We start from the raw sequence: 20772 nt of genomic DNA, 5'->3' as shown, positions 1-20772 counted from the left end.
AAAACGATTTGTCATTCAAAAGGTGGGGGGTGCATATTGTTCGTTTAGATAGATGGGTTCTTGTTGCATCGACAGATCAAGCGCTTGCAATGCTCTACCCGGACTTGAAAATCGGTCATCTGGACATTTCGCCATCATCTTATTCAAAACTGGCTGCAAGTGTGAATAGCATTTACTCAAGGTTGGCACAGGCATCATAACGTGTTGCATCATGAGCTCTGTTGGGCTATTCCCTGCATAGGGCTTCTCTCCCATCAAGAGCTCATAAAAGATTACGCCTAAACTATAGATATCAGACGCTTTAGTACAATCTTCTCCAGCAACTAATTCAGGGCTGACATAATGTGGAGAACAATGCAGCTCATCAGCTTTCAAAAAACCCGCATCTAATAAAATCTTCTTTGATACACCATAGTCTGTCAGCGCAAGCACGCCATCACTTCTAAGCATCACATTATCAATTTTCAAATCACGATGAATCAAACCAGCTTTGTGAACGCAATCTAATGCAGAAGTAATTTCTCTAAACCATTCCAATGCATGTAATAAAGGAAGCGTTTTCTCACAACTATTTAAAGCCTGCCTCAATGTACCAAATGGCAAATACTCCATCACTAGGTAGAACGCGTGATTACAAATCCCACCATCATAAAAATGCACTAACCCCTCAGAGCGAATTGCGCATTGTTTTTCAACGCGCTCTAGAAATTTCTGGATCATCTCATCAGATAATTCATTCGGTTTGAATTTAAAACGCTTGATAGCTGCCGATTCACCTTTTTTATTGACACCACGATAGATAATGCAGTCCTGGCTATTATGCAGCACCTCTACCAGAACCCAGTACTTTAGAGTAAGAGGAAACAGGGATAAACATCTTCGCAATTGCATATAAACATCAACTTTCGAAGATAGATCAGAGAGGTTTTTCCAATATAGACACTTATCAGAGGGCAGAAATCGTTTTTTACATTCTTTTTTATTATCAAAGAACACTAAATCAAACTCTTTGAACTTTTGCTTGAGTTGCTCTGCGCTGAGCTGATTTATAGTAGAATAGTCATAATGTACCAATCTAAGCTGAGATATTTTTGAACCAAGCAATATCTTGATATCCTCAGAGACATCGTCATTTTGAATCATCGCTACTGATAAACTCATTCTTATTCATTTTCCTCCTAGGACATAGTCTAGGACATAAGCGATTCATTGACCGGAAAATTCTGCAATAAACATTTTTATTCAGTTGATTATAATCCTATTCAAATTGATAAAACCTACATTACATAAGAAATAACGGGTACTGTTTGACATTTAATTTGGTTTACTGAATAATGCCGCGTTCCGTGGGTCTATGACCCCTCCTTGCTATGATTTTTGCAGTTCTTTACAGAGTAAAAACGCAAATCTTATGGCCAACTTGTCCATAAGGAGATATCTATGAGACATTATGAAATCGTTTTTCTGTTACACCCAGATCAAAGCGACCAACTTCCAGGCATGCTAGAGCGTTACCGCAAGCTTATCGAAGATAATAAAGGCACAATCCACCGTCTAGAAGACTGGGGTCGTCGTCCTTTAGCTTACCCAATAGTTAAATTACACAAAGCACACTATGTGCTTATGAACATCGAGTGTGATTCAGCTACATTAAGTGAGCTTGAAGATCAATTCCGTTTCAATGATGCAGTACTTCGCAATATGGTTATTCGTCGCGATGAAGCTGACACTGACCCTTCAATTCTCAGCAAAGAGAATGAAAAGAAGCCAGAAAGAAAATCATTTAATTAATAGGAGTTAATCATGTCAGCACAACGTTTTCGTCGTCAAAAATTTTGTCGTTTTACCAAAGAAGGTGTTAAAGAGATAGATTATAAAGATCTTGATACCTTAAAAGCTTTCATTACTGAAACAGGTAAAATCGTACCTAGCCGTGTTACAGGCACTAAAGCTAGATATCAGCGCCAATTAGCAACTGCTATTAAACGCGCTCGTTTTCTTGCGTTGATTCCTTACACGGATCAACACAAATAATATTAAGAATAGATAGGAAGAACTAAATGATGGCCGGCTTTATAATGGCAGGCCGGATACAAGCAGCGATATTTGTTGTTTTATCCACCCTGATTTCATTACTATTTCCACCTCTTATCGTTTTCAATAATGCAGCTATTGCATTAATAACGTTACGTAAGGGTTGGCAACAAGGGATCGTTTACACTCTACTTGCTAGTGTCACTCTTTTAATCATTAGTGCCGCTTTAGATCAACAAGCAAGTCGAGGCTTCTTAGCAGGTTTAGCCAACTGGTTGCCTATGGTAGTTATAGCAAGTGCGCTTGCATTAACAAAGTCATGGAGTAAAACCTTACAGTTAATCCTGATAACAGCAACAGCAGGTGTTTTATTGTTTCATTTCATGCAACCAGATGCAGCCGCATACTGGAAGCCTGTATTAGAACAGTTCAAACCCCTGCTTAAACAAGGCTATCAACTTAGCGATGCCAAAATTGATGAGAGTATCAATGATGTCGCAAAGTGGATGACAGGAACATTTGCCGCTGCTTTAGCATTGATATCAATACTTTCATTGATCATTGCAAGGAATTGGCAAGCAGTATTGTTTAACCCGGGTGGTTTTGGTGAAGAATTTCGCCAGATCAATCTGGGTAAGCAAGCCGCTATTGCAGTACTTGTAGGTATAGCAATAGCAGTTCTCACCATGAATCAACTAGTTGTTGAACTCATTATGGTAGGGATTGCAGTTTTTATGTTTCAGGGCTTAGCTCTGGCACATGCCTTGGTAAAAAAACATAACTTGAATAAAGCCTGGTTAATTGGCCTCTATTTAATGATGTTTTTATTGCTGATACAAATGATTGTACTGCTTGCAACTTTCGGAATTATTGACACTTTTGTTGATTTTCGCCGCAAGAAACCAGGCAACCCAAATTAAAGAAACTTAAAGAATACGTTAATTAAATAGATAACCGGCCCAAGGGTCGAAAAGGTGATAACCATGCAAGTTATATTAATGGAAAGAATTGAGAACTTAGGAGCGATAGGCGATATCGTTTCAGTTAAATCTGGATACGCACGTAACTTCCTAGTTCCTCAGAAGAAAGCAAAAACTGCAACGAAAACAAATATTGCAGAATTTGAAACTATTCGTGCTGAACTAGAAAAAGCTGCAGCAGAAACAACTAAAGCCGCTGAAGATCGTCTTGTTGCTATCAACGGTGTTGGCGAGCTTAATATTGAAGTGAGAGCAGGTCAGGAAGGCAAGCTATTTGGCTCTGTTTCTAACCACGAAATCTCTGAAGCAATCATTGCTCAAGGCGTACACATTGAACGTCGTGAAGTTCGTATGCCAGAAGGCCCTATCCGCGCTATTGGCGAGTACGACGTACTTATCCACTTACACACTGATGTAGAGACTACTGTTAAAGTAATCGTTACTCCAGATGCTGATAGTGATATGGAAGTTGTAGAGAAACAGCCTATTGGTACTTTTGTCGACGAAGACGACAGATAAGCACTAAAAAGCTTTTTAGCTTTAAAAGCCTGCAACGATTTATATCGTTGCAGGCTTTTTTTGTTTTTGTCATATAGACATCAAAAGCTGAGATAAACCAGTATAGGTTATCATTAGAACTTTGATTTATATCGCTTTATTATGCATAAATTCAAGCACAAACAGCAAAATGGGTCTAATATCTTTATTTAACACACCCCCCTACTTTTAAGGGGTTTTTTAATATGTGAATTTTTAATTAGCATATCAATTTCCCGCTAAAGTAATTGATAGAATGTTAAAACCAACACTACTTTTAATTAGGAGACAATATGTCAGTTAATTATCCTTCGCTTCATGAGATGGGCATTCAAAACCCAGAAGACATATCAAGATACTCATTACAAAATGTTAACGACGTAGATATTTTACGCGTTGTATATAAACGCCAGAAAGGTTCTTTACTTCCACACAGTAAAAAATTCAGATTTGCTCGCTCAAAGAGAATGGTTGTAGCAGATAGCGGTACGAATTCAACCGAGATCCTGAGTGAAATTTCTCCATTTTTAAACAAGGTTATCGATGAACTACACCAGGTAGTAGAACTGAAACATACTCACCAAGAACACAAAGTGATCATCCTTGATGAGATTAGCAGGCTCGAAGAAGAAGTTCATACCAGAATGACTTACATTAAATCTCTGGTAGACAAGTTAGACTAAAAAAAATAATCAGATTAAATAAAAAGCCTATGCCTTAAACAGCATGGGCTTTTTTATTTTCGCCTAACAAGATTTTAGACTTTAACAGCTTAAGAATTAAACTGGTCAGGATGATTGATAGACACACCCAGATAGCGACAATATAAGCAAAAATAACAGGCGCTTTCATCATGGTACTCATTAAAGAATCTTCATAATAGAAAAACCATTGATGATTATCAGGAAATACCCAAATATGTAATTGATTGAATATTTTCTCCGGGCCTAACAGCATCACCAAACCGATCAATAAAATCATTATCAATGCACTGATCAAAAACTGGCTTGTAGTGGGCAATGCCACTTTCCTGATTTTAAATAGAACGATAATCAACAACCAACAAATGATTAACAAAAGTACTACTGGCTTTAGTTTATCCAGTAGTACTGCTACGTCTTTTAAGTGAACAACCTCAGGGTCAGTGAGCAATGGAATCGATTGAGTGGTACCATTCTGTTTACTCATATAGCTTAGTGAAGAAAGCCCTTCCCCATGAGCGTGTATCGCATCAACAATTCCTAGAAACAGTCGGGATCTTTCTTCTTTAGAAGTGTTCTCGAAACCTAACTTGTTTTTTCTATTCTTAGGCGCATAGCGTGCTATGTGTTTATCGATACCAATAGCATCGTGTAATGCTGGATACAGAAAATTTACTTTAGCTAACACCCCCCAGGTTATAGGCAATGTAATAAGAAACGTTAGAAGTAAGAACCCTCCCCACAATAATTTACTTTTCATAAATACTACTTGCAGCTTTGTGAATTGATCTTTTTCATGGCTTTTTATATATCAAATAATCTTTCCACTGCTCAAAGAGCTTCTTATCAGGAGATATTAAAACCGAACGAGGCTTCATTGATGGCCTAAACACGTCTTCACCCTCAAGTGTGCAAGCATAACCTCCGGCCTCAGATAAAATTAGTGTACCTGCCGCCAAATCCCATAGTTTCATGCCTCCATGCAAGTACAAATGGCCTCTATTCGCTGCCATCCATGCCCATTCAAGTACGCAACTACCCAGATTTCTTTGCGACTTATACGGCGCATCAGAAATTAAGCGTTGAACGAGTTCAGGTTTTAAGCGTTTAAAGTCAACTATCGCAATAGACTTACCAAGATCGAAACCACTATCTCCACATTTAAGTGGCTCGTTGTTTAAGGTGGCACCCTGCCCTTTGACCGCACTGAACATCTCATCTCTAAGTGGATCGTAAGTGATACCAATTTGTACTTCCCCATTTACAAAGAGGGCGAGCGATGTTGCAAATAAAGGGATACCCGCAGCAAAATTACTGGTTCCATCCAAAGGATCTAAACACCAGAGTCTTTCCGAGTTTTTAACCAGCGCTTCTTGCTCCTGTGGCTCCATTTCCTCACTAAGGAAATCAATATCAGGATAGTGCTCTGCCAATGCCAGACGTATGCGCTTATCTGTAGACAAATCAGCTTCGGTCAATAAGCTGCCATCACCCTTAATAACGTAATCAATCTTATTAAAACGAGGCAGAATTTCTTCTCTGGCAACTTCACGAATAATATCTTCTAGTTCTCTTAACTCTGGCAGCTTTATCTCTGATAACATACTTTACAACATTGATTTTTGATTATTCGGCATCATACTTTACCCACAGGCACTAATATATACTAACAAATGACAAGCATATTAATACTACTCTTATTGGCTAGCATCGCCTGGTTTTGGATGAACTCTGTTCGTGCCAAAGAAATTGCCTTGCAAGCATCAGCAAATGCCTGCAAGGAAATTCATGCTCAATTTCTGGATCAGACAGCCTCGCTAAAGTCATTAAAACTCATTCGTACTGAAAATGGCCGAATGGGATTTCAGCGTGTCTATCGATTTAACTTTAGTTTGGATAGAGATAGTCGTTTAGACGGTTATGTCGAAATTAATGGCTATAAAATTAATAAAGTTTTTCTTGATGAAGATGATGGCGCAACGATCTTAAAATAATAAAGACAACGATATTGCATATTCACTTCATCGCAAACAAATAAAATAAATAACTACTCTTAATTTGAACGACTACACTTTAATGGTCTACAAACAATTGCTAACGTCTGCAGGCTAAGACGTAACAAAGTGTTAATGAAAGACTAAAAAAACAAATACCAATCAAAGGAGTTAAATATGTCAGTAGCAAAAGTAACCGAAATCACATCAACATCAACAAAGAGCTTTGAAGACGCCGTAGAAAATGGCGTAGCACGTGCTAACAAAACACTCAAGAACATCACAAGTGCATGGGTTGCGGATCAAAGCGTATCAGTAGAAGGCGGAAAAGTATCTGCTTACAATGTACGTTTAAAAGTTACATTTATTTTAGATTAATAATCTCTTCTTAGTGTTATTTTCTGAATAACACTAAGTTTCTAAAGATTTAATCAAAAATAGGTTCCCATGATTAGTTTTATGGGAACCATCTCTTCCTTAAGTTTCAACTTACCTTTAACTTACCTACAGCTTACCTTCAGCATAAGATTGTAAAAACCTCGTCCGAGTCGTATTATTCCCACTTTCAATTAGAAATAAGCAAAAGGAATTTTATGGGCTTTTTAACCGGAAAACGCGCCATTATTGCGGGTATCGCAAGTAATAAATCAATTGCCTATGGCATCGCACAAGCCATGCATCGCGAAGGTGCAGAACTGGCATTCACCTATCAAAATGAGCGCCTTAAAGGCCGTGTTGAAAAATTCGCCAATGAGTTTGGATCTGATATCGTACTCGAGTGTGATGTGGGTAGTGATGAATCAATCGATGCATGTTTCACCGAGTTAGGCAAAAAATGGGATGGGCTAGACATCCTTATCCATTCAATTGGTTTTGCACCGAAAGAAGAGTTAGAAGGCAGCATTGTCGATAATACCACTCGTGAAGGCTCTAAGATTGCACACGATATCAGTGCTTACAGCTTCCTCGCTATGGCCAAAGCAGCTCGACCACTAATGAAGGGTCGTGAAAATCCATCTATGCTGACACTAAGCTACTTAGGCGCTGTATCTGCTATACCAAACTACAATGTCATGGGTATGGCGAAAGCAAGTCTTGAATCTGCAGTACGCTTTATGGCTTCTGACCTTGGCCCTGAAGGCATTCGTGTCAACTGTATCTCTGCTGGCCCTATTCGCACACTTGCAGCAATGGGAATCAAAGGCTTCCGTAAGATGCTAGAGCAATTCTCTGGTGCCGCTCCGCTTCGTCGCAATGTCACTATTGAAGAAGTAGGAAATGCAGCAGCATTTTTATCATCTGATCTGGCTTCTGGCATTACCGCAGAAATTATGTATGTTGATGGCGGTTACAGCACGGTAGGCATGACAGGGATCAATCCTCCTGCTGAAAGTGAGTAGTATTTCAAAAGATACTCGCAAATATTTACTAACTGCAGCTGACATTGAAGCGTTAGAAGGTCAAGAGATCACCCATTTCCTTAACCCAAATGCAGTTAGATTAAATAAATCTCTGGGAGATGCTGTCGGCATGTCCCAGATGGGTGTTCACATGATCTCTGTTGAACCCAATCACCACTCCACTGAATTCCATAAGCATCAATACGAAGAAGAGTGTATCTATATCCTTGAAGGTAGCGGTGAACTGACTATTGAAGAAGATAAATACAATGTTGCTAAAGGGGACTTTGTGGGATTACCGGCTAATGAAGTCGCTCATAGTCTTTACAATAACGGTAATGAAACTCTTGTCTGCTTGGTCATGGGGCAGCGCTTAAAACACGATATTGGCGATTATCCCAATCAAAATAAAAGAATCTATCGCCACAATGGCAAAGCCGAAGTTGTTGATTACGAAAATATCACTTACCCTAAAACGCATACTGGCAGAAAGGAACCATCTGAGTAATGGCCTATTTACCCATTCAATGCCAATTGTATGACTATATTGAAATCGCCTGCTTAAGGCACTACAAACTCTCAATCAAATTATTGGATGGAGGTGAATTTCTAGGTAGAGCTGAAACCACCAAAATTGAAGATAAACAGGAGTTTTTGCTTGTTAGCGTTGACGTTGAAACGGATCAAGATAAAGAAGAATTACAGATCAGATTAGATAAAATTAAATCCATCACCGCATTAGATAAAAAAGCCGAATTTAAGACTGTTGAAATAAATTAAAAACACACCCCCCTACTTTTAAGGGGTTTTTATGCGGCTCATAACAATACTATCTAAATGGAGTAAATCCACTACCACCAAATGGTGAACCGCCAAAGCCACTCATTGGGCTCATACCAGGCATACCCATTCCCATCGTTGACATAGGCATCATTGGAGAACCTAAACCTGTCATCGGTGAACCTAAACCAGACATCGGTGAGCCTAAACCAGACATAGGTGAACCAAAACTACTCATGGGAGAACCAAAGCCACTACCACCCATAGGTGAACCGAAACTACTCATTGGCGAACCAAAGCCGGACATAGGTGAACCAAAGCTACTCATAGGAGAGCCAAACCCATTCATTCCTTGCATTGGTGATCCAAAAGGTGATCCGCCACCAAAAGATGAAAAGGAACGACCAAAGTTATTACCACCAAAATTAGAAAATGGATTCGAAGCATAGTTCGATCTGCTCGATGAATAAGGCGTCATACCAAGTGTTGCCCTTGGTACATAGCGAAGGCCTTGATATTGACTTTGTGGGTACTGTGCCTGTGGATATTGACCTTGTGAATAATAACCTTGATAGCCATTATTCAAGTAAGCAGGTTGCCTCTGATAGGGATTGCTGTAAGCACTTGAATAAGGATTAGCGCCATAACCATTTAATAGCGCTTGAGGAGGAATATATTGTGATTGATATGGATTTCCATAAGCGCCTCCGTAACGCCCATTATTTCCTAAGAATCGGTTACCATTATTATTGCCAAACATTTCTTCCATCCAGTACATGGGTGTCCATACTGGCCAGTCGTTATAGCTATTATTACCATTATTAGCGCCGAAGAATTTATTATTATTGCCAAACCAGCCATTGGCCTGAACGGAACCTAGACTGAAAAGTAGTGGTAAAAAGAGCACTGCCTTAGGAAAAGTTTTGTAGATAGATTTATTCATAACTCCCTCAAAAAGAAAATGAGCTGTTTTATATATTAAATTGCTTTATTCAATATAACAGAAAAAACTTAACTTAAGCTTAGCAGTTAAATCATCAAATACATTTGATTATGTTCACTATCTCTACATTTGCGATGGGAAATTCGTAGTTATCTATCTCTTCGACTGTTATCCAGCGAATCGGCTGTCCTTCAACACCCTTGGGTTCACCTTGCCATTTTCTCACATCAAACACATCTAGAATGACCGTTTTATTATTTTCAGGATTCTCTTCGATGTATTCATGGGTGATTGATGTCATTTCAGAACTAGACTGCACTTGAATTCCTAACTCTTCCAAAATCTCTCTGCGTAATGCGTCTTCGCTGGTTTCGTTCGCTTCAACTTTACCACCGGGAAATTCCCACTTATTTCCCTGATGCTGATCTTGAGAACGTTTCGCTATCAGAATCTCTTTATTCTGATTAATAATCACCGCAACAGCGACACGAATAATCAAGCCGGTCTCTCCTTCTATCTCTTTTTAAGATTTTTCTTAACATCAATTAATGGAACAAATTCAGCAGCGCATCGTAATTTAGGTATCCAGCGTGCTAGATTGTTAGCCGTAAAAACGCGGCCTTCGTGCTCATTTTCAAACACTCCATCGTGGAATAAAACCACACCATCTCGACCACGGCCTTTACACATTTGACCCATCACATTATCCAGAATTTGATCACCATGCTGGTATTTTTCATTCCAGTCATAGGCCGTCATCTCCCAGCCAAGATGTTCAAAACCAGCTTGCTTAAGGGCTTGCATCACTTGTGGCTGATCTTTCTGATTAAACCAGCCATCGCCATAAGGGAGTCTGAAAATTGGCGGTTGCGTAGTAAAAAACGGCTCAAGAATCTTTTTAGAATCAAGAATAGTCTTATTTAAATCAGCCCAGCTGAGTTCGCTGTGACGGTAATGTTGATAACTATGAGAACCAATATCATGCCCTTCGCTTTTTATCCGCTTAAGTGTATTAAAACGCTGTTTACAGAGATCTAATGACTTGCCCGGCTTGTATTGTTTACAATCGATCTTATTACCCAAAATTAAAAAGGTAGCTTTTATATTTTCACGTTTGAGTACATCAAGTATTTTAGGGGTAACACTGCCGACGCCATCATCGAAACTTAAATGGAGTCTGTGTTTTTTAACAGGACACTGATACTGAGCGCGCACTGCATTACAATCTTCACCCGCAAATACCTGAAACGTCATTAGCGAATTAACCAGTATTAATAAGAAAAACAGGCTAAAAGTGGGGGGGTGTATTTTTATCTTCATTTATTTGTTTGGCCCTAATAATCTGATTGGTTTTAAACTCAAGTAACTCATCAATAAATGAGTATTTTTATTTAAGTACAATAACTTAGTTTGATAAGCGCGACTTTAGTTCATATTCATCGCAACCGAGAATACGTAGCGATATTTACGAGTATTAAATCAACGATAAAATGATGTTAGTAATTTAAAACTCAATATAAGCAAAACGCCCTTAATTGGGCGTTGATTAGTTATTTCTGACTGAAACTACTTAACTTCGGTAGTCAGCATTTATCGTGATGTACTCATGTGATAAATCTGAAGTCCACACATGCGCTTTGGCATCACCCGTATTTAGCAACACACGAATCGTGATTTCTTCTTTATTCATTTCAGCCTGACCCTGCTCTTCAGTATAGCTGTCAGCGGGTTCCCCAGACTCGATAAGTAGTGTGTCACCTAAATACAGTGTCAGCTTACTGATATTGATATTTTCTACGGGCGAACGTCCGATGGCCGCGACAATACGTCCCCAGTTAGGATCACTAGCAAACAATGCTGTTTTAACCAGCGGAGAACGTGCAACCGTGTAAGCTATTTCTTTGGCATAATCATAATCAGGCGCTTGTTCAACGCTGATTGTAACAAACTTGGTTGCACCTTCAGCATCACGAATAATGGCTTGCGCAAGCTCCTGGCAAACATCATTCAATACAGCTGTGATGACATCTTGATTAGTTTCATCCAGTGTCACCCCTGACTTACCGGTTGCCATCATCACAAACGAATCATTTGTTGAAGTGTCACCATCAACACTAATCGAGTTAAAGGATTCTGTGGTTATTTCCTGACAAATTGATTCGAGTTGCGATTGCTTAATAGCAGCATCAGTCGCCACATAAGAAAGCATCGTCGCCATATTCGGTTCGATCATTCCAGAACCCTTGGCAATACCCGTAATAGTAACCACTTCTCCAGCAATCTCTATGCTCTTGCTCACACCTTTAAGTACGGTGTCAGTCGTCATAATCGCTTTAGCAGCTCGCATCCAGTTATTCGAATCTAAGTTCTTTACTAATTCTGGAACCTTTTCAACCACCTTCCAATAAGGTAATTGTTCACCAATAACACCCGTTGAAAATGGCAGTACACAATCAAGATTGCACATACCCTCTTCTGCTACTTCAGCACAAATAAGATCGGCTGAGGTCATCCCTTCTTCACCCGTCCCAGCATTCGCATTGCCAGAATTGATGATAAGGTATCGAATACCGTCAGTGGTTTTTAAATGCTCTCGGCAAATTGTTACCGGTGCCGCACAAAAAGCGTTCTTTGTGAATACACCTGCAACACTAGAACCTTCTGATACTTCAATTAAGGTTAGATCATCACGATCTTTATAACGAATATTGGCTTCTATTGAAGCTAATCTCACGCCTTTTACAGGCGCAAGCTCAGAAGCAGGTATGAAATTAACAGGCATTTAGGCTAGCTTTCCATGGCATTGTTTATATTTTTTTCCAGAGCCACAAGGACACGGATCATTACGTCCTACTTTTTCAACATCACGCTTAAACGGCTTCATAGCCTCAGGTGGTGGCAAATCAGTAGCAGGATCACTTGACCCTAAAGCGCTTTCTGCATCAGCGTGGACAAAATCCAGGTCGACATCATCTTGCTCTTGTAAAAGTCTTTGCTCTTCTTCAATCGCTTCTAAATCTTCAGGAACGGTAATCTCTAGTCGAGTTAAGAAAGTCACCACGTCTGTTTTGATTTTACCCAACAACTCTTCGAACATTTCATAAGCTTCACGCTTAAATTCCTGTTTTGGGTTCTTTTGCGCATAGCCACGTAATCCAACACTCTGACGTAGATAATCCATTGCAGCCAAATGTTCTTTCCAATGCGTATCCACAACATGCAACATCACATCACGCTCTAATTCACGCATACGCTCAGAGCTAATCAAATCTTCTTTGACTTTGATATTCCCCTGAATTGACTGAAGAATTCTCTCTCTCAAGGGTTCTTCGTGCAACTCATCATCAGAATCCAGCCAACCTTGAATATCAAGATCTACTGACATTTCTTCTTTAAGGTACTTGGTTAAGCCTGCAATATCCCATTGCTCATCGATGCTTTGACGTGGAATATATTTATCAATAGTACTTTCAACCACATCTTCGATGAATGAAGCTACCGACTCTTCAACGTCCGCAGCTTCAAGAAGCTCTGCACGTTGCTCGTAGATCACTTTACGTTGATCGTTAGCAACATCATCGTATTCAAGCAGGTTTTTACGAATATCAAAGTTATGTCCCTCAACTTTACGCTGGGCATTTTCAATAGACTTACTTACCATTTTTGCTTCAATCGCCTGCCCTTTCTCCATACCTAGGCGCTGCATAATCGCTTTCACACGATCCGAGGCAAATATACGCATTAAGTTATCTTCCAGAGATAAGAAGAAGCGAGAAGAACCAGGATCACCCTGACGAGCAGCACGTCCACGTAACTGATTATCAATACGACGCGATTCGTGACGTTCTGTACCGATAATATGTAAACCGCCTGCGGCAATTACTGCATCGTGACGCTTCTGCCATTCAGCTTTTGCGGCTTCTTTTTGTGCCTCAGTCGCATCTTCACCTAATTCTCTTAGGTCAGCATCCAGCGATCCACCTAAAACGATATCGGTACCACGACCTGCCATGTTAGTAGCTATTGTCAAAGCACCTGGCTGACCCGCATTTTCGATAATATTTGCTTCACGTTCGTGCTGCTTAGCATTCAATACTTCGTGCTTGATGCCTTTTTCATTAAGTAATCGAGAAAGCACCTCAGATGTTTCAATTGAAGCTGTACCTACTAAGACTGGTTGTCCTTTCTTCTGGCAGTATTCGATTTCTTCTGCGATTGCCTGATATTTTTCTTCCTCAGACATGTATACCAAGTCATTACCGTCTTCACGAGCCAATGGCTTGTTTCCAGGAATAACAACCACTTCTAAACCATAGATTTCTTGAAGCTCGAATGCTTCGGTATCAGCCGTTCCTGTCATCCCTGATAATTTGTCGTATAAACGGAAATAGTTCTGGAATGTGATAGAAGCCATCGTCTGGTTTTCGGCATTGATATGAACGCCTTCTTTAGCTTCAACAGCCTGATGCAAACCTTCAGACCAACGTCTTCCAGGCATTGTTCGACCAGTGAATTCATCAACGATAACAATTTCATTATCAGTGACGATGTAATCTACGTTTTTCTGAAAAAGGTTATGTGCTCGCAGTGCGGCATTAAAGTGATGCAATACTGATATGCTAGAACTATCATAGAGTCCTTGTCCTTCAGCTAATATCCCAGCTTTCTGTAAAAGCTCTTCTGCCGTTTCATGACCATCATCTGTGAGGAATATTTGCTTACCTTTCTCATCAACAGTGAAGTCACCTGGTACGGTGATATTTTCTTCGTCTTCGCCTTCTTGACGTTTAAGGCTGGGAACGATTTTATTAATTGACGCATAGAGTTCGGAAGAATCTTCAGCTGCACCAGAAATAATCAGTGGCGTTCTAGCTTCATCGATAAGGATTGAGTCAACCTCATCCACGATCGCAAAGTTTAATTCGCGTTGAACACGTTCATCTTTTTGATGAGCCATATTATCGCGGAGATAATCAAAGCCGAATTCATTGTTGGTGCCGTAAGTAATATCACATTGATAGGCTTGCTGGCGTTGTGCCTGATCCATCCCATTAACAATGATACCTGTCGTTAAACCAAGGAAACCATATAGTTTAGCCATCCACTCTGCATCGCGTCGAGCCAGGTAGTCATTGACTGTAATAACATGCACACCTTTTTCAGGTAGCGCATTAAGATAGGCAGCCAGAGTAGCAACTAAGGTTTTACCCTCACCCGTACGCATCTCACAAATCTTGCCTTCGTTGAGGACCATTCCACCAATCATTTGTACGTCGTAATGACGCATTCCCATGGTTCTTTTACCAGCCTCACGAACAGTAGCAAATGCCTCAGGCAACAATTCTTCAAGCGTTGCACCGTCTTTCAGTCTTTTTCTGAAATCTTGTGTCTTCGCCTTTAGTTGTTCATCAGTTAAAGCTGAATATTCTTCATCCAGACCTGCGATTATTTTAGTATTTTTGGTATAAGCCTTAACCAGTCTGTCATTACGACTACCAAAGAGCTTTTTGGTAACTTTTCCGAACATATTTATTTTTTTCCCCCGGATAACCGGAATATTTAGGGATCATTGCGCGAAACCATGATGAAATAAAATACGCGTAAATTTCAGATTTTTCTTAAAAACAAGGTGAATAGCACGGCTATCTACCGCATTTTTAGGAGAAATCTGGATGCTTTACACCATTTTAATCCATCAAACATTTCGTGCAAAATCTCATTTAATAACTAATCACTCGTCCCCACGAGAAATTTGCAGAATAGTGTTTGATATAGGGGTTTTTCTACGTAATACAAGAGCAACCCGCATATAAAAAAGCGCATTATATTACAACTAAACAGTTAAGTACCTTAATGACTTGTTTTTATTATTATCTAATTCTGACTATTAGTTATTTTTTAAGGTTTTTCAAAGCGATATTAATAAATCCTTCTGGATTAGTCGGCTTATCATTTTCCCAGACTTCTAAATGTAGATGGGGTCCCGTCGCTCTTCCAGTTTTACCCATTGTAGCGATATTCTCCCCTTTATGAACCACGTCACCTTTCTTTACGAGTATTTTACGTAAATGTGCATAGCGGCTTTTTAAAGCGTCCGAATGGTGAATCTCAACGACATTGCCATAACCACCTTTCCTACCCGCAAAAGTAACAAAACCACTTCCTATGGTATTAATTTCCGTGCCTAGCTTTGCCGCTATATCAATCCCGTTATGATGACGTTGATGACCGTTTATTGGATCGCGACGTTTACCGAAAGTAGATGAGATATAGCCTTTTTTAACAGGACTAGAATAAAATCCGACACCTGAAAATGAAGCTTTTGAAAAGTTATTCGCTTTATTTGAAATTTTATTTAGCTTTTGGAAACTAACTTTCTGTCGTTTTAGGCGACTTTCTATCAATTCGATGCTTCTCACTAAATCAGTTTCATTAACGGCATCTAGATCTAAATTGTCTTTAGTTGAGATATACCCGCCTCTTGCAGGTTCTTTTTCAAGATGAAAAGCCGAAATATCAATATTGCTATTGGTAGCAATGGTTTTACCTAAGGTATTCAGGCGGTCTATTTCTGCTTCCAGAGCTGAAGCTTTTTTTAATAAAAGGTCGAATTTATTCAGTAATCTTTTTTCATTATGAGAAACCTGTAATTTTTCATCACTATATTTAGAATAGTAATTACTTGCCGCAAATGACGTAATAACAAATAGTGTTAATAACGATAGAGGTAAAATAATATGCGACCACAGCTTCACTGTATATTTTTGGTGGTGACGTCCATTGTCACTTAAGAAGATAACTTTCATGATATGCTTCAGTTCTAGATCGTATCCATACGAAAGTCGCTACAATGAAGAATATTAATCAACTCGTTAACTCCCAACTGACCGGAAGTATAAAAAATTACGACAAGCTGTCAGATTTTGTGTATAAACTGATGCACTTAGATAAATCCAAGCATAATCTTTGGGTGATCACCAAACAGCAACAACTCACTTTATTGACAGACAATCCTTACCTGGGGACTCAACTTCAATATCAAATGAATGTCATTTGTGCAGAAATGAATAAGCATTTTTTGCTAGAGCTAAAGAAAACTAAAGTAAAGATAGTTCCACCTTCGGCAGCACCAGTGAAATCAGATAATAAATTGTTTGAAATCGGCGAAAAGTCCAGCAAGATTCTTGCGAATATTGCGGAAGAAATCGATGATGAAGAACTGAGGAAGTCTTTACTTAAACTAACTGAAAATAAGAATAAACAGTAAAACAACCAGAAATATTCAGTATAGAATTTCCTAGCTGAATGATAGTGTTTCAAATAAAAAAAAGTGCCTAAAAGGTGGGGGGTGACTTTAAATCTAAAGAGCTTCTATCTAAACGCCAAAAACTAACTAGGCAAGCAAGCAGTTATCACCAACATATAATTGTGGCGGTTTTTCATCAGAAGTCAGTGTCACAACTTCCCAACTTTCTTTATTTTTTAATAATTCTAATAATAGTAAGTTATTAATTGCATGACCAGATTTATGACCATGATACGCACCGATAATGCCATAACCTAAAGTATAAAGATCACCGATTGCATCAAGCATTTTATGTTTAACAAACTCATCGTTGTAGCGTAGCCCATCTTTATTAAGAACTCGATATTCATCGAGAACCACAGCGTTTCCGAAATTACCGCCTAAACCTAAATTCATTGAACGGAGCATTTCAACATCACGCATAAATCCAAAGGTTCTGGCACGACTAATTTCACTGTTGTATGACTCTATTGATAAATCATGTTCTAGTGTTTGTTTCGTATCTTTTACCGCAGGGTGATCAAAATCAATTTCGAATGAAACCTTGAAACCTTCATAAGGAGTCAGCTCAGCCCAACCAGCGTTGTTTTCGAAGCGAATAGGTTTCTTGATTCTAACTAACTTCTTGGGGCGAGATAAGGTATCGATACCAGCAGATTGAATGAGAAATATAAAGGGAGCAGCACTGCCATCCATAATGGGAACTTCTGCCGCATCAAGATCAACATATACATTATCAATACCTAAACCTGCAAATGCTGACATCAAGTGTTCGATCGTAGAAACTTTAACACCATCTTTCACTAAGGTTGTACTAAGTACAGTTTCACCGACAGCTTCAGGTGTTGCTATGATTTCTACAGGAGGATCGAGATCTACACGTGTAAATACAATGCCCGTATTTGCAGCAGCTGGACGCAATGTCAGATTGACTCGTTTGCCAGAATGCAGTCCTATACCCACTGTATTAACAATGCTTTTTAATGTTCTTTGAGCTAGCACAATGTCCCCTGAGACCGATTGATTTGTCTATTATTTAACTAATGATTAAGCGAGAATAACGCAATATACTTTACTGAATGCTTAACAAATTATTATATCACACTTAATTTAAGAATCTATTTACACTAAAAAGTTCAGATATGACTATCATAACGCATCAAATGATAAGTTGGATCTGAAACACTATTAATTATTGGTAATAAATTCCTGAAGTTGCTTCTTGGTTAACATAAAGACGCCATCCCCCCCTCTTTCAAACTCTATCCATTGAAAAGGAACATGAGGAAACTCTTGCACTAAAGCATGCTGACTATTACCCACTTCAACGACTAGAATACCTTCATCATTTAGATATTCAGAAGCTTGCGCAAGAATTTGACGAGTACAATCTAATCCGTCGTTACCAGAACTCAAGCCAAGCTCAGGTTCATGATGAAACTCATCGGACATGTCATCAATATCATCCTTATCAACATAAGGGGGGTTAGTCACAATAATGTCGTAACGGCGTTCACCTATATTCGAAAAAAGATCTGACTGGATCGCAGTAACCTGCTCCGATGCATCATGTTTTTCTATATTAATTCTAGCCACATCCAAAGCATCTTCAGATAGATCAGCCAAATCTACTTCTGCATAAGGAAATGCATAAGCACAGGCAATTCCAATACAACCACTGCCGGTACAAAGGTCTAATATATTCTCAACTTCATCCGGCATTACCCAGGGTTGAAATTGGTTTTCTACTAATTCAGCTATCGGAGAACGAGGCACTAATACCCGTTCATCAATGAAAAACTGCAAACCGGCAAACCATCCCTCTTTAATTAAATAAGCAGCGGGCACTCTTTCTTCAATTCTTCTTTTTATTAAAGATAGAATTGACTCTTTTTCTGCTGCTGTCAGGTTTGATTGCCAGTAAACATTAGGAGTATCGACAGGAAGGTTTAAAGCTCGTAAAACAAGATAAACTGATTCATCCAAAGGCGAAGACATACCATGCGAATAACTTAATTCAGCATCTACAAATCGGCTCGCTCCCCAACGCATAAAATCGGTCAGTGTTGAAAGCTCTTTGATAGCCGCATCATAATCTGCAATCTGTTTTGTCATCACTATAGTTTCCCTTTAACGAATGCCGTATTATCCTATTTTTATGCTTTATTTCATTAACTAATTAAACGATCTTAACTAAATGAATGCTTCTCTAACGGATTATCTCAAGTCAGGCGCGCTATACGCATTACCGCACCATTTTATTTCACGTACCGTATTTAAATTAACGCGTATTAAATCGCCATTTGTGCCAAAAGCGATCACTTTGTTTAGCAAAGCGTTTGATGTGAATTTAGATGAAGCAAAAAACTCTGACCCTGCTAGTTACTCCACTTTCAATGAGTTTTTTACAAGAGAACTAAAAGAAGGCTTAAGACCGATTGCTGATACTCAAATAGTAAGTCCTGTTGATGGCACAATTAGTGAATTTGGAGATATTAAGGACGGCCAACTGTTACAAGCTAAGGGCATCACATATAGTTTAGAGCAATTACTTGGTGGGAATAAGGAAAGAGCAAAGCTCTATGATAATGGTCAGTTTATTACTATTTATCTATCACCACGAGATTACCATCGCATCCATATGCCATGTACAGGTAAATTGAAAGAGCAAGTACATATCCCAGGTCGTCTATTCAGTGTTGCCAAGCATACAGTTAAAACCGTCAAAAGCATCTTTGCCAGAAATGAACGCGTTGTCGCTAGTTTCGATACTGAGTATGGTTCAATGGCTATGGTTTTAGTCGGTGCAATCAATGTAGCTGCCATAGAAACAGTATGGCACGGGCTAATTACACCGCCAAAAGGCGAAACCATTACCGGTAAATCTTATAAATCAAAAGATATTCAACTCAATAAAGGCAAAGAGATGGGGCGTTTTAATATGGGCTCCACAGTCATCCTGGTTTTCCAGAGCAACGCACCAAAATTAAGTGATTCATTAGCTGTAGATCAGACACTTAAATTAGGTGAAAGACTCTCTATGAGTTAAGTCACCCCCCTACTTTAAGGCATTTTTTTACAAGAGAATACGTTTGAATATTTAGACGCTTGATTTGAAAGACAAAAAACCTATGCAATTTAAAGGTTTAGATCTTCCATAGTTTGAACTCATGGATTATCCTTTATTCTCTTTTAAAATATCTCATTTAATATAATCGGAGGAAACAAGTGATTACCGTTTCAAAAATACTCTTTACTACAGTTTTAACAACAACACTACTTGTAGGATGTAGTAACGCACCTGTTCAAACCAGCAGATTAAATTCAGTTGAAGATTTGATATTAGATGCGGAAAGAGTACTGTCTAATAATGCAGGACCAAACCCGATACAATACGCCAAACAAAATTTAGATACTGCAGGTGCTTATTTATTAACACTAAGAGACAACAAAAAAGTGCTCTCTGACATTCAATTAAAAAGATATAACTCCTTAACCCAGCGTATTTCAACCTTAAGAAAACAAATCAATTAATACGAACCTAATTCACTCGGAAATGCATTCTATTTAAATAGACAGCATTTCCGTTTATTTGAATTAACTATGTCACCCCCTACTTTCAGGCACTTTTTTATAATTTAGTAAATAAGTGCAATATCATTGAGCAATCCTACTCATGTTAACAACCACACTAGATATCTTTTTCTAGCTGTTTGGGCTGTTGATAATCCTTAATAGTCACTAATCAAAATCAACCGTTATTCTTTTTATAAAAATGCGTAAACAGTAAATTCCTCAAGCTTTTATCTATGTGAGTTTCATCTACCTTTATTTATATAGCGTAGTAATCCCTTATTTTAATAGATAAACTCCTTATAGAGTCACGTTACCTCACATATAAAAGCCATAAGTCATAACGTAGGTTTTGGGGATAGTAGATGGTGTTACATGCTCGGTGTATAAACCTGATGTTTCCCTAAATCTCAGGCATAAAAAAAGCCTGTCTATTACTAGACAGGCTTTAGGATAATAACTTGGTGATGACCTACTTTCACATGGGGAAGCCCCACACTATCATCGGCGATGACACGTTTCAC

Annotated in this window: 23 protein-coding genes and 1 pseudogene; 13 read left to right on the top strand and 11 right to left on the bottom strand. The window is 38.8% G+C overall.

Going from position 1 to position 20772, the window contains the following annotated elements; genetic code table 11:
* Positions 1-15 precede the first annotated feature (15 nt).
* A complete protein-coding gene (locus tag Q1A31_RS17200) occupies positions 16-1161 on the bottom strand; it encodes a serine/threonine-protein kinase (RefSeq protein WP_299879644.1) in 1146 nt (381 codons plus the stop codon).
* A gap of 279 nt (positions 1162-1440) precedes the next feature.
* Between Q1A31_RS17200 and rpsF the strand changes: the two genes are divergently transcribed.
* From rpsF to Q1A31_RS17175, 5 genes and pseudogenes are all read left to right on the top strand, one after another.
* A complete protein-coding gene (rpsF, locus tag Q1A31_RS17195) occupies positions 1441-1791 on the top strand; it encodes a 30S ribosomal protein S6 (RefSeq protein ID WP_131907023.1) in 351 nt (116 codons plus the stop codon).
* A 12-nt stretch (positions 1792-1803) separates the two neighbouring features.
* Positions 1804-2034, top strand: coding sequence for a 30S ribosomal protein S18 (gene rpsR, locus Q1A31_RS17190; RefSeq protein ID WP_131907024.1), 231 nt, complete (start codon positions 1804-1806; stop codon positions 2032-2034).
* Between the two features lie 26 nt (positions 2035-2060).
* Positions 2061-2954, top strand: a complete 894-nt coding sequence (locus tag Q1A31_RS17185; RefSeq protein ID WP_299879638.1) for a DUF2232 domain-containing protein — start codon at positions 2061-2063, stop codon at positions 2952-2954.
* A 63-nt stretch (positions 2955-3017) separates the two neighbouring features.
* Positions 3018-3455: pseudogene (gene rplI, locus Q1A31_RS17180) on the top strand (50S ribosomal protein L9); the annotation flags it as partial.
* 389 nt (positions 3456-3844) lie between these two features.
* Positions 3845-4234, top strand: coding sequence for a DUF3461 family protein (locus Q1A31_RS17175; protein ID WP_299879636.1), 390 nt, complete (start codon positions 3845-3847; stop codon positions 4232-4234).
* A gap of 34 nt (positions 4235-4268) precedes the next feature.
* Here the strand turns inward: Q1A31_RS17175 and Q1A31_RS17170 are convergent, their stop codons facing one another.
* Together Q1A31_RS17170 and Q1A31_RS17165 are read right to left on the bottom strand one after the other, a co-directional pair.
* Complete coding sequence (locus Q1A31_RS17170) at positions 4269-5012, bottom strand: DUF1461 domain-containing protein (RefSeq protein ID WP_299879634.1); 744 nt, start codon at positions 5010-5012, stop codon at positions 4269-4271.
* A gap of 34 nt (positions 5013-5046) precedes the next feature.
* Positions 5047-5856 (bottom strand): inositol monophosphatase, encoded by an 810-nt coding sequence (locus tag Q1A31_RS17165; RefSeq protein WP_299879632.1) that lies wholly within the window; start codon positions 5854-5856, stop codon positions 5047-5049.
* Between the two features lie 69 nt (positions 5857-5925).
* Between Q1A31_RS17165 and Q1A31_RS17160 the strand changes: the two genes are divergently transcribed.
* The 5 genes from Q1A31_RS17160 to Q1A31_RS17140 all read left to right on the top strand — a co-directional run bounded on the left by Q1A31_RS17160 (position 5926) and on the right by Q1A31_RS17140 (position 8426).
* Positions 5926-6246: a DUF3301 domain-containing protein gene (locus Q1A31_RS17160; protein WP_299879630.1), complete on the top strand. Its 321-nt coding sequence runs from the start codon at positions 5926-5928 to the stop codon at positions 6244-6246.
* Positions 6247-6423: 177 nt separating this feature from the next.
* Positions 6424-6624 (top strand): dodecin family protein, encoded by a 201-nt coding sequence (locus Q1A31_RS17155; RefSeq protein WP_299879628.1) that lies wholly within the window; start codon positions 6424-6426, stop codon positions 6622-6624.
* Between the two features lie 215 nt (positions 6625-6839).
* The gene (locus Q1A31_RS17150) at positions 6840-7646 is read left to right on the top strand and encodes an enoyl-ACP reductase (RefSeq protein ID WP_299879626.1); all 807 of its coding nucleotides are present in this window, start codon (positions 6840-6842) and stop codon (positions 7644-7646) included.
* Positions 7639-8154: a cupin domain-containing protein gene (locus tag Q1A31_RS17145; RefSeq protein ID WP_299879624.1), complete on the top strand. Its 516-nt coding sequence runs from the start codon at positions 7639-7641 to the stop codon at positions 8152-8154. Before Q1A31_RS17150 ends, Q1A31_RS17145 begins: the two co-directional genes overlap by 8 nt.
* Entirely contained in the window at positions 8154-8426 is a 273-nt protein-coding gene (locus Q1A31_RS17140) for a Rho-binding antiterminator (RefSeq protein ID WP_299879622.1), read from the top strand. Before Q1A31_RS17145 ends, Q1A31_RS17140 begins: the two co-directional genes overlap by 1 nt.
* Before the next feature lie 49 nt (positions 8427-8475).
* On the opposite strand, the gene Q1A31_RS17135 is transcribed toward Q1A31_RS17140, so the two are convergent.
* From Q1A31_RS17135 to Q1A31_RS17110, 6 genes are all read right to left on the bottom strand, one after another.
* Entirely contained in the window at positions 8476-9369 is an 894-nt protein-coding gene (locus Q1A31_RS17135; protein WP_299879620.1) for a hypothetical protein, read from the bottom strand.
* Positions 9370-9463: 94 nt separating this feature from the next.
* Positions 9464-9868, bottom strand: coding sequence for an 8-oxo-dGTP diphosphatase MutT (gene mutT, locus Q1A31_RS17130; RefSeq protein ID WP_299879618.1), 405 nt, complete (start codon positions 9866-9868; stop codon positions 9464-9466).
* A gap of 14 nt (positions 9869-9882) precedes the next feature.
* A complete protein-coding gene (locus Q1A31_RS17125; RefSeq protein WP_299879615.1) occupies positions 9883-10623 on the bottom strand; it encodes a polysaccharide deacetylase family protein in 741 nt (246 codons plus the stop codon).
* 316 nt (positions 10624-10939) lie between these two features.
* Positions 10940-12151, bottom strand: a complete 1212-nt coding sequence (argJ, locus tag Q1A31_RS17120) for a bifunctional glutamate N-acetyltransferase/amino-acid acetyltransferase ArgJ (protein WP_299879613.1) — start codon at positions 12149-12151, stop codon at positions 10940-10942.
* Positions 12152-14896, bottom strand: a complete 2745-nt coding sequence (gene secA / locus Q1A31_RS17115) for a preprotein translocase subunit SecA (protein ID WP_299879610.1) — start codon at positions 14894-14896, stop codon at positions 12152-12154.
* A 364-nt stretch (positions 14897-15260) separates the two neighbouring features.
* A complete protein-coding gene (locus Q1A31_RS17110) occupies positions 15261-16175 on the bottom strand; it encodes a M23 family metallopeptidase (RefSeq protein WP_299879606.1) in 915 nt (304 codons plus the stop codon).
* A 44-nt stretch (positions 16176-16219) separates the two neighbouring features.
* On the opposite strand from Q1A31_RS17110, the gene Q1A31_RS17105 reads away from it, so the two are divergent.
* On the top strand, positions 16220-16636 hold the full coding sequence (locus Q1A31_RS17105) for a hypothetical protein (protein WP_299879603.1): 417 nt from the start codon (positions 16220-16222) through the stop codon (positions 16634-16636).
* A gap of 126 nt (positions 16637-16762) precedes the next feature.
* On the opposite strand, the gene lpxC is transcribed toward Q1A31_RS17105, so the two are convergent.
* Together lpxC and prmB are read right to left on the bottom strand one after the other, a co-directional pair.
* Positions 16763-17677 (bottom strand): UDP-3-O-acyl-N-acetylglucosamine deacetylase, encoded by a 915-nt coding sequence (gene lpxC, locus Q1A31_RS17100; RefSeq protein WP_299879600.1) that lies wholly within the window; start codon positions 17675-17677, stop codon positions 16763-16765.
* A gap of 186 nt (positions 17678-17863) precedes the next feature.
* Positions 17864-18790: a 50S ribosomal protein L3 N(5)-glutamine methyltransferase gene (prmB, locus tag Q1A31_RS17095; protein WP_299879597.1), complete on the bottom strand. Its 927-nt coding sequence runs from the start codon at positions 18788-18790 to the stop codon at positions 17864-17866.
* An 82-nt stretch (positions 18791-18872) separates the two neighbouring features.
* Here prmB and asd point away from each other — a divergent pair, with 82 nt between their 5' ends.
* Positions 18873-19724: an archaetidylserine decarboxylase gene (gene asd / locus Q1A31_RS17090; protein WP_299879594.1), complete on the top strand. Its 852-nt coding sequence runs from the start codon at positions 18873-18875 to the stop codon at positions 19722-19724.
* Between the two features lie 179 nt (positions 19725-19903).
* Positions 19904-20209, top strand: a complete 306-nt coding sequence (locus tag Q1A31_RS17085) for a hypothetical protein (RefSeq protein WP_299879591.1) — start codon at positions 19904-19906, stop codon at positions 20207-20209.
* Positions 20210-20772 lie beyond the last annotated feature (563 nt).

It is taken from the genome of uncultured Cocleimonas sp., assembly GCF_947495625.1.
GTDB lineage: Bacteria > Pseudomonadota > Gammaproteobacteria > Thiotrichales > Thiotrichaceae > Cocleimonas.
This window is presented reverse-complemented; position numbering and strand designations above follow the sequence as displayed.